This window comes from Hymenobacter defluvii, from assembly GCF_017589435.1.
Classification (GTDB): domain Bacteria; phylum Bacteroidota; class Bacteroidia; order Cytophagales; family Hymenobacteraceae; genus Hymenobacter; species Hymenobacter profundi.
Genome location: NZ_JAGETX010000039.1, coordinates 1 through 8,285 on the forward strand (window position 1 = coordinate 1; position 8,285 = coordinate 8,285).

The 8,285-nt window shown below is 54.9% G+C and carries 9 protein-coding genes; 4 read left to right on the forward strand and 5 right to left on the reverse strand.

All coding sequences use genetic code 11. The annotated features are described in order from the left end of the window. The 3 genes from J4D97_RS22335 to J4D97_RS22345 form a co-directional block, all read left to right on the forward strand. Positions 1–1,097: replication initiation protein (locus J4D97_RS22335; RefSeq protein ID WP_347879385.1), on the forward strand; the 1,097-nt coding region annotated here is incomplete at its 5' end. 80 nt (positions 1,098–1,177) lie between these two features. Beyond that, on the forward strand, positions 1,178–1,483 hold the full coding sequence (locus tag J4D97_RS22340) for a hypothetical protein (protein ID WP_208309529.1): 306 nt from the start codon (positions 1,178–1,180) through the stop codon (positions 1,481–1,483). A 204-nt stretch (positions 1,484–1,687) separates the two neighbouring features. Then, positions 1,688–1,891: a hypothetical protein gene (locus J4D97_RS22345; RefSeq protein ID WP_208309530.1), complete on the forward strand. Its 204-nt coding sequence runs from the start codon at positions 1,688–1,690 to the stop codon at positions 1,889–1,891. A 61-nt stretch (positions 1,892–1,952) separates the two neighbouring features. On the opposite strand, the gene J4D97_RS22350 is transcribed toward J4D97_RS22345, so the two are convergent. Beyond that, positions 1,953–3,056 (reverse strand): PAS domain-containing sensor histidine kinase, encoded by a 1,104-nt coding sequence (locus tag J4D97_RS22350; protein ID WP_208309531.1) that lies wholly within the window; start codon positions 3,054–3,056, stop codon positions 1,953–1,955. Positions 3,057–3,871: 815 nt separating this feature from the next. Here J4D97_RS22350 and J4D97_RS22355 point away from each other — a divergent pair. After that, positions 3,872–4,279: a hypothetical protein gene (locus tag J4D97_RS22355; RefSeq protein ID WP_208309532.1), complete on the forward strand. Its 408-nt coding sequence runs from the start codon at positions 3,872–3,874 to the stop codon at positions 4,277–4,279. 211 nt (positions 4,280–4,490) lie between these two features. Here J4D97_RS22355 and J4D97_RS22360 read toward each other — a convergent pair whose 3' ends face one another. The 4 genes from J4D97_RS22360 to J4D97_RS22375 form a co-directional block, all read right to left on the reverse strand. Then, the gene (locus J4D97_RS22360; RefSeq protein WP_208309533.1) at positions 4,491–5,102 is read right to left on the reverse strand and encodes a hypothetical protein; all 612 of its coding nucleotides are present in this window, start codon (positions 5,100–5,102) and stop codon (positions 4,491–4,493) included. Positions 5,103–5,124: 22 nt separating this feature from the next. Next, a complete protein-coding gene (locus J4D97_RS22365) occupies positions 5,125–6,117 on the reverse strand; it encodes a relaxase/mobilization nuclease domain-containing protein (protein ID WP_208309534.1) in 993 nt (330 codons plus the stop codon). Continuing rightward, positions 6,114–6,491: a ribbon-helix-helix domain-containing protein gene (locus J4D97_RS22370; protein WP_208309535.1), complete on the reverse strand. Its 378-nt coding sequence runs from the start codon at positions 6,489–6,491 to the stop codon at positions 6,114–6,116. The genes J4D97_RS22365 and J4D97_RS22370 overlap by 4 nt, the downstream gene beginning before the upstream one ends. A gap of 567 nt (positions 6,492–7,058) precedes the next feature. Next, the gene (locus J4D97_RS22375; RefSeq protein ID WP_208309536.1) at positions 7,059–7,838 is read right to left on the reverse strand and encodes a DUF2490 domain-containing protein; all 780 of its coding nucleotides are present in this window, start codon (positions 7,836–7,838) and stop codon (positions 7,059–7,061) included. Positions 7,839–8,285 lie beyond the last annotated feature (447 nt).

Below are 8,285 nucleotides of genomic sequence, written 5' to 3' on the forward strand. Positions count from 1 at the left end.
TAGAAATAGGTTTAGTGGGTTTAGAAATAGGTTTAGTGGGTTTAGAAATAGGTTTAGTGGGTTTAGAAATAGGTTTAAAAAGTAGGTTATTTATTATTCCTATTTTTTGTTGTATAATTGCGTTCAGTTCAACTAGATGGCCCTTAAGAATGGATAAAGAATTAGAGATTCGGCAACACAATGCGCTCACTAATGCCCGCTACGATTACACTGAGCTACAACAAGACCTCCTATTCTTCATTATTTCCAAGCTTAACCCAGAGAATAGGGATAGTTATGCATTGAATATAATGGAGTTATCTAAACTAACAGGTAAGAAATATAATGCTGCTTACCTGCACAAAGCCACGGCCGATATGGGGTCAAGGGTGTTCGAGGTACTGACAGAAAAGAGCTATGAGCAAATCTGGATGTTCCAGCGCGTCAAATACCACCTCGGCCAAGGAATCATCGAATTTGACCTCACCAAGCATATTACACCTTACTTATTTGACCTCAAAAAAAACTTCACCTCCTACGAATTAGCCGCTGCACTTCGCCTTAGCAGCAAGTATGCTAAGCGCATCTATCAGTTTTGTAGTCAGTGGAAGAATATGGGGGAGACTAAGAAATATGACCTCCAAGAATTCAAAAAAACGCTCGGCTTAATCGATGATAAGGGCAACGAGAAAATGAAGCAACTCATTGACTTACGCACCAATGTGTTAGACGTGGCTGTGAAGCAAATCAACGAGCACACAGAACTGCACATTAGCTACAAGCTGGAAAAAGTGGGCCGGAGCTTCAAAAACATCGTGTTCACGGTCAAATCGCAAGCCCTGGCTACCTCGATACCTTTCGACTTGGTGCCCACTGCTCAGACCCTGCCCGGCGTTCAGCAGACGCAGTATGACAATGCTGCCCGCATCCTCGACGAGTTGCGCATCACCGATGCCAAGCACCGGCAAGCCATCCTGACCAGCGCCGGCCACGTTGCGGAGGTGAATCGCTATAACCATGACCTAAAAACGGGTAAGGTTAAAGCTTCCCGCAATCCTGGGGGCTTGCTACTCGTGCGTCTAGGCTTAGTGGCACCTAAGACCACGGCTGCTTCGTAGAACGTTGTAGGCTTGGCTGCTCATAACGTTTAGCAAATGGTCTGCATCTATAGCTTAACCTAAGCTAAAGCACTTGCGGTATGGATGATACGCTCACTCTTTTAGAACAAGCCACTAACGCCGAGTTGGCTTACTATCAGCAAATCGAGCTGTTTGACGCGACGCCGACAGACCTCAGGACCTGGCAGCAGGACCAGGAATTGTATGCCCTACTAGGCCCGCTGGAGGGGGCAGTATCTGAGCAGTATACCCCTAGGTCGTACGCTCGACACGTGCTCGAACGACATGGCTATTCCCTGCACCGCTACATGGCGCGTCACTTAAGCCCGACCGCCTGGGACTACTGGTATGCGCGGGGCGGTATCCTGGCCCCCTTCCGCCGCTAGCGTAGCCGCAGCTTGCCAGTAAGTTGGCCCTGGGCCTGCTGGGGCAATTAGTTGGATGCGTAGCAGGAAGCACCTGGTAAAAACCGCAAAATAATTCCGTGTTAGTAGCTGTAAAAAACCAGTATCTACCTCTTTGCTGCGCGTGCGTCCCACCAGAGATTTGTGAAATAGTATTCCAGTACTCTCCCACTTCGTTTATTCGCGATGGCTTACGACTGCAAATTTGGCCCGATGGCCCAAACGCCTGCGCAACGTGCATGGGTCCTGGAGCAAATGCAGGATGTCATTCCCACACTGAAAACCAAGGCTACTGCGTATGCGCGCCAGCTATACGCCCAGTACGTAGCGGGAGAGTTGAACTGGCCTCAAGTACGTCAGGCCATTGACGCGGCTACCAAGCTAGCCTGAAGTAGCTAAGGCAAGTGAGTAGCCTGCTCATTATAAGCCCAATATTCAGGCAAAGGGGAGCTTAATGAACGCTTGCAAATAAGCCTGCGCGGGGCAATTCAATGGTAAAGGTGGAGCCCTGGCCTTCGGTGCTGACCACGGTGAGCGTTCCCTGATGCCATTCCACCACGGTCTTGCACAGGGTCAGCCCGAGCCCCGTGGTGGGTTCGCCTCGCAGCCCGGGGCGGCGCGCTTTGGTAAAGGGCTCGAACAAATGCGCTTGCAGGGCGAGCGGAATACCGATGCCTTCGTCTTCCACCTCAATGCGTACGGAGGTCGGCAGCGACTCTATCCGCACCATTACGCGGCCACCGTCCGGCGTGAATTTGAGGGCGTTGCTGATGAGGTTGGTTATCACCTGGGTAAACTTGTTGACATCCAGTTCCACGTAGACCGGAGTAGCCGGCAGCGAACACGTGAAGTGCTGGCCTAGCAGCGCTTTGTTCCGCCGAAAGTCGTCCAGGGGGGCACCTAACACCTCCCCAATGTCCACCCGATCGCGCTTCAGGTCCGTGTTGGTCGAGGCCAGAAATTCCACGTTGATGAAGTCTCGAATCATGCGTACGCTCTGCTCACTGGTCCGGGCCAGCACGTGCAGCAGCTCATGGGCGCGGCTCCCCGGTACGGTGGGCAGTTCTTCCCGCAGGTAGTCCACAATTTGCTGCACCATGGCAAACGCTCCGCTCGTGTCGTGCGAGAGAATTTCCAGGGTGGCATTTTTGCGCACGTTGAAGCGGTCGGCGTTCTCCGCGTGGCGCTTCCCCACGCTAATGTCCCGCAGCATCCCGCCGACCAGCACGGTCCCGTCGGCCTGTTGCTGCCAAAAGGGAGTCAGACAAAACCATTGGATAGCCTGGTCAGGGCCTACCAACCGGACTTCGACGTCCTCCGTGATGCGATTCGTTACCCATAGGCGCCAGTAGTTGGCTAAATACTCGTGGTCGTCAGGGTGGATACGGGCCAACAGACCCGGCAGCTCGGCCGTGGCCTCGCTGGCCTGGCCCCCAAACACGTGGTCATAGGCCCTACACACATATTCGACCTGCCCATTCGTGACATTGTACACGAACTGAACGTGGGTACTAGCTTCCGCCTGCGCGACTAAGAAAGCAGCTAAATCAACCATCTGCGCAAAGTAAAGCGGCTGGTCAACAAAACAAATCCCTCCCTATGCGCTGACCACGTCTCCCTGTTGAAGCAGGGCTTGCACTTGCTCGTAAAAGGCGCGGCGGCGCGGTTACTGTATCCGTTCTGGTCGTTGGACGATTGCTTAGAGACTATTTTTCGGGCTTAGGCAAACAGAATTTTAGGGGCAGTGGGGAAGAAGTTCTTTTCCCTTTGTTTCTGGGATTCGTCCCTTAACATAATACTGGTTCTCGGACTGACCTCGGAATTACCCAGTTTCTACGCTCTCTTTCTCGCTAGCTGCTAGCTGTATTTTTTTAAGAGCGCACAGGGAAGCGCACAACGCTTCTATACGTTGCGCCATCAAGTCCTGTACCTGCTTCCAGCCTAATGTACCACACACGTACTGTGCGTATAATGCGAGTACTTCCGTGCGCGGTTCTATCCCACGGGCGCGTACGTTTCGCAGTGCTTGAGCCACAACAATGGCTCTCTGCGACTTCTCTAAGTTACTAGCACTCATATTGCTACCATTAATAAGGTTGAGCTTGGCAGCAAGATATAAATTTTGGCGCGCAGTCACTTACCTATCTTTCTGTACGTCACGCCCTGCGCTAGAGGACTTCGAATAGTTCTTGCGATAGGTGTCCACTTGATTGCGATAGAATATTCCCTGGCGCGTCAGCTGCTCATTCACCTGCCGGATATGTACCAGTGTGGATTGCTATTTTAGTCGTTACAGCAGAAGACGGTTTGCTCCTACTAGCTTTGTGGGAATAGCCTACCTACCCAACTTCGTTGTCCTGTCTGCTGCCAATGGAAACCCTTTTCAGCTCGCCTTACCTGCACATTCACTTGCACCGCACGACTCACCAGACAATGGAGTTGCAGTGGTTGGATTTTGTACCGAGCGCCGATTTTCGGGCCTCGATGCTCGAACTCATGCGGCTGACCCGGCAGCACCAAGCACAGGCGCTGATTGCCGATAATCGGCTCTTGCGCGCCCTGCGCCAGGCGGACTTACAGTGGAGTGGCGAGTTGGTATTCAAGGGACTTAGCGCGTTAGGGGGACAACGGTTCGCCGCCGTGGAGTCCCTCGACGCCATGAACCGCATGGAAATTAATACCCTCGTGGCAACCGTGATTCCCCAGACCCAGCTAACCAGCCAGTTTTTTATCAGTATTACCGAGGCCCGAATGTGGGCAACTGCGCCTTTTATTTAGCGCCGACGTTAAACAAAACAGTCCGTCTTACGTCAAGAAATCTATGCCAATCGCTTTACTCGTGCTCATAAGCCTGTTTGTGGGCTTTGCTCTCTTTGTCGGTTTTGCCATTCGTAAACACGCGAAGGAGGTTCTTGCTGCTCAGCAGCAAGAACCGGAACCCGAAGTAAGCACCTCATTAGTATGACAATCCTGAGCTAGTTTGTATCCACTACTGTGCTGGTAGATATTTCGCGGCCACTTTAGGGTAGTCCTTCCATACTTGATCTTCCGCCTGTTTACGGGCTTTATTCTCTTCGAATAGGGCTAAGTAGCTGCGGGCGTACCGTTCTGCTTTTGCCTCCGCCGCTGCTTGTTTACTGCCTTGCCACGCCGCTAAGGTGATAAACAACAGCACCACTCCCAACGAGATCAGCGCCGAGTGCCAGTTGACGAAGCCAAAAAACGGCGCCTCAATCGGGACTCGTTGCGGGATGCTGGCCCGAATCGCTTGCAGTTGCTGCACCTGCGCGGCCGTTTCCTTTACCCCCTTCGCGAGTGTCGCTTGCATCGTGGCCGTGGCCTCGGCCATGATGCGCGCTGTTTCCGTGTTGGTAGGCATATGCGGCACGATTAGCTTGGCCGCCGCCTCCCCGTTGAGGGTAATGCGGTACCCCTGCTGGGCTTGGCTCAGCAGCTGCTCGCCTTGCGCCTTGACCTGCTCCAGTAGCTGGTGCAATTCGGCGGCCGTGGCGGGCTTACCACGTTTGATGAGGGTATCGATCCCGTCGCGCATCTGGGCCACGGTCACAAACAGGTCACTGGGTTGGATTGCTTGCATCACAAAGGGGGAAAGAAAGGGAGAATTATAGCTCTAGGCCGCCGTCACGCTCGCGACGAGGGGGTTGCTGCTTTCGGGTAGCGTGCGTTTGCTGTCGGGCCAGTTCCTGGGCTTGGCGGGCCGCTTCCTGCGCCTGTTGGGTAAAGAGGCGGTTCAGGGCTTCGGCCGCATAGCTCTGCGTAGCCTGGCTCACCACCTGGGCCAGCGCTGGGGCCTGCGCCTGGTGCTGGGCAAAGGTCTTTTGCAGGTTGCCGGCACTGAACGCCTTGCCGACCTCGCTGCCCTTCATCTGGTGCCCGTCCTTCTCGAACACCACCCCGTACACCGCTGGCCCGCTCTTTTTCTGGTGCACGCTGGGCTTTACGGCAATACCGTAGGGCGTTAGGCGCGTTTGCAGCTGCTCGAAGCTGGCCGAGTAGGGTGCGGTCTGACTCAACGCATTGGCTACCTCATGCCGCGCCCGCTGCCAATCCGCGGCGCGCTCCGCTTTAGGGGTTGCGGCCACTGCCTGCCGGTGGGTAGGGCCGACCTCGCGGGCCTGCTCGCGGCCCCGCTGCTCGGCCACCGTCAAGCCCAACTGCTGCTCTAACCGCTGGCACACGCGCCGGCTCTCCTGGCCAATGAAGTTGTCGGCGATCGTCTGCCCGTCATTGTCTACCCGGTTTACCACCAGGTGCGCGTGGGGGTGGGCCTTATCAAAGTGCTGTACCAGCGCCCATTGCGTATTTTCTAGCTTCATCGCCTGCACGTAGGCCCGCCCGGCCTCGCGTAGCAGCTCGCTCAACTGCGCGGGGCTGCGGCCGACTGCATCCTCAGCCGGCAGGGCCAGCGCGACGTGTAGCACAGCGTTGCCTAAGCCGGGGCGCTGCGCCTGCTGGTACTGGAAGTCCTGGGCCATGTGGGCAGCGCTGTCGGTGCGTACCCCCTCCGCGTCGAGCACCTGCGCTTGCTTGTCCTCTTGGAACACGTAGCAGCAGATGCCGCTGAAGTTCTTGCCAATTTTCACTTTGCCAATCATGGGGCCGTGGGGGAAAGAGCGTTCAGCAACTGTTGCACTTGAGCAAGGGTCGTGCGGGCTTGGTCCTGTACGTCCTGCCCTACTCGGGCTTGCACGATGAGCTGATTTAAGTTCGTCGCCAATTTCACCAACTGCCGGTACTGTTCTCGCTCCTCCGGCGTCGGCTGGGAGCGCAACACCTGTACGCCAGCCAGTGCGGCCCGAATAATATCGGATCGACTACGTCCTGTTTCTATTGCCTTCTGATCAAGCTCCAGTAACTGCACACTATTGAGTCGGATCTGAATCGTCTCGTCGTAGGTGAACAGGGCCTGGGGACGACCAGGAGCACGCTTCTTTTTAGGCGGATCAGAACTGGAATCGGACGAAGACATAGCAGTAAAAAGCAAGTTAGGCGAGGGCTCCCCGCAGGGGCAAGAAGAGGGAGGCCGGAGGCCGACCGGGGTTTTTGCAATGCAAAAACACTTCTTGCTTATCACCCGCGCGACCTGTTGAACGAGCTTCAAGGTACGAGATTAGGGGCACACAAGCAAGTGGGTAGCAGAAGACGAGTGCTAGGGTTGCACATGCTATCTTCGCCCCACTTGCACGGTTGTCACCCCGCCAACGCATCGTCTGAAAAGACGAAGCCCCGGCTGGTGACACAGCCAGGGCTTCAGGAAGTGGGTGGATTTGCGCACCCAACAACCCGAGAAGTTATGGGGAAACGTGCAAAGGCGAAACCAACCAGCAAGGCTAGTTGGTTTCGCATCTCCTTCGAACTGCTTAAAGCAGCGGTAGGGGGAGCAGTCCGCGCCGTGATTAGTCACTGGCTCGGGCATCCGTAGGATAACGGCGGTCAGGGCTTCGGCTCTGGTCGCCGTTTGTGCTTCTACGCAAAGCAGAGCCCCAAGGACACGGCGAAGATACAGAGTTTGGGCAATGCGGTGTATTCAGAGTTGCTACGCCCCCCCCGTGAAATCAAGATTATACAGGATATTCAGCCGAAACCCGTTGTTGAGTTCCAACACCGGCCGGCCAGAAGCCGGGTCGGGGATGGCGTGCGGGCTTACCTGGTTGAAGTAGTACAGCTCCACTTTCGCGTTATCGGTGAACTGATAGCCCAAGCCGCCCAATAGGCGGTTCTGGTTGAAGAGGTTGATACCAACGCTACGCCCGAAGCTGATAAAGATCTCGTCGGAGGCCGTCAGGTACCACTCGTCCGCGTCGAGGGTGGGGCCTTGCAGCGGAAAGCGGCCGCTGAGCTGGTAGCGGATGCTGTGCTGATATGTCCACTCCTGCACGGGGCCGGCGCCATCGGCAGCCCGCTGGCCTATCCAGCGCTGCTCTACGCGGAGCCGGTGGGCGAGTTGCAGGCGACCCAGCTCATCGGTTAAGGTCACATCCTCATAGAGCCAGTGTTCGGGCTGGGGCCGGCCCATCACGGTGGGGTAGCGCCCATACTCGTGGGTCTGCAGGTAAGTGTAGCCCCCGCTTACAGTCACTCGCTTTGTGAGGTGGTGTCCGACGCCCAACCGGGCTAGGTGCTGTTGCTGCGTAGCCAGCAGCTGCACCCGCCGTAACTGGTACCCAGTGTGCACAAACCACTTTTCACTCACCTGATGGTCACCGGTATAGGTTACCCACCCCAACGTGTTATAGTCGCGCAGAAGCGGTAAGGTTTGCCCCCAACCGGCCGTAGCCCACAAGCTCAGGCCGAGCACACACACTATTTTTCTCATGCCATCCGTCACTGGCCTGGGAAGAGCCCCGGAAACCTGCGGCCTTCCTTTACGACGGGTACAGGCTGCGGTTGAGATTGCCCCGTCTTCCCGCGCCCAAAAAAGTACATAAGCGCGATAAGAGTGAATATAAACTATTGATTACTAGTTATATAGTTTATATTTAATACTCGCAAGTTACTGGCTTCTAGGACTTTTGCTGTTTTTGTTTTGCTCGCGCCGTTGCACCCCTCGAACAGTCCCTAAAAGCTTTTTTTCCTCGCGCGAACACCAATTGGTGTATTTTAAAAGCTTTGTCTATTTGAGGACTCAACAATTTACCACATAACTAACTGATTATAATGTATTTGCATAGATTTAGAAAAACCGAAGAAATAGGTTTAGTGGGTTTAGAAATAGGTTTAGTGGGTTTAGAAATAGGTTTAGTGGGTTTAGAAATAGGTTTAG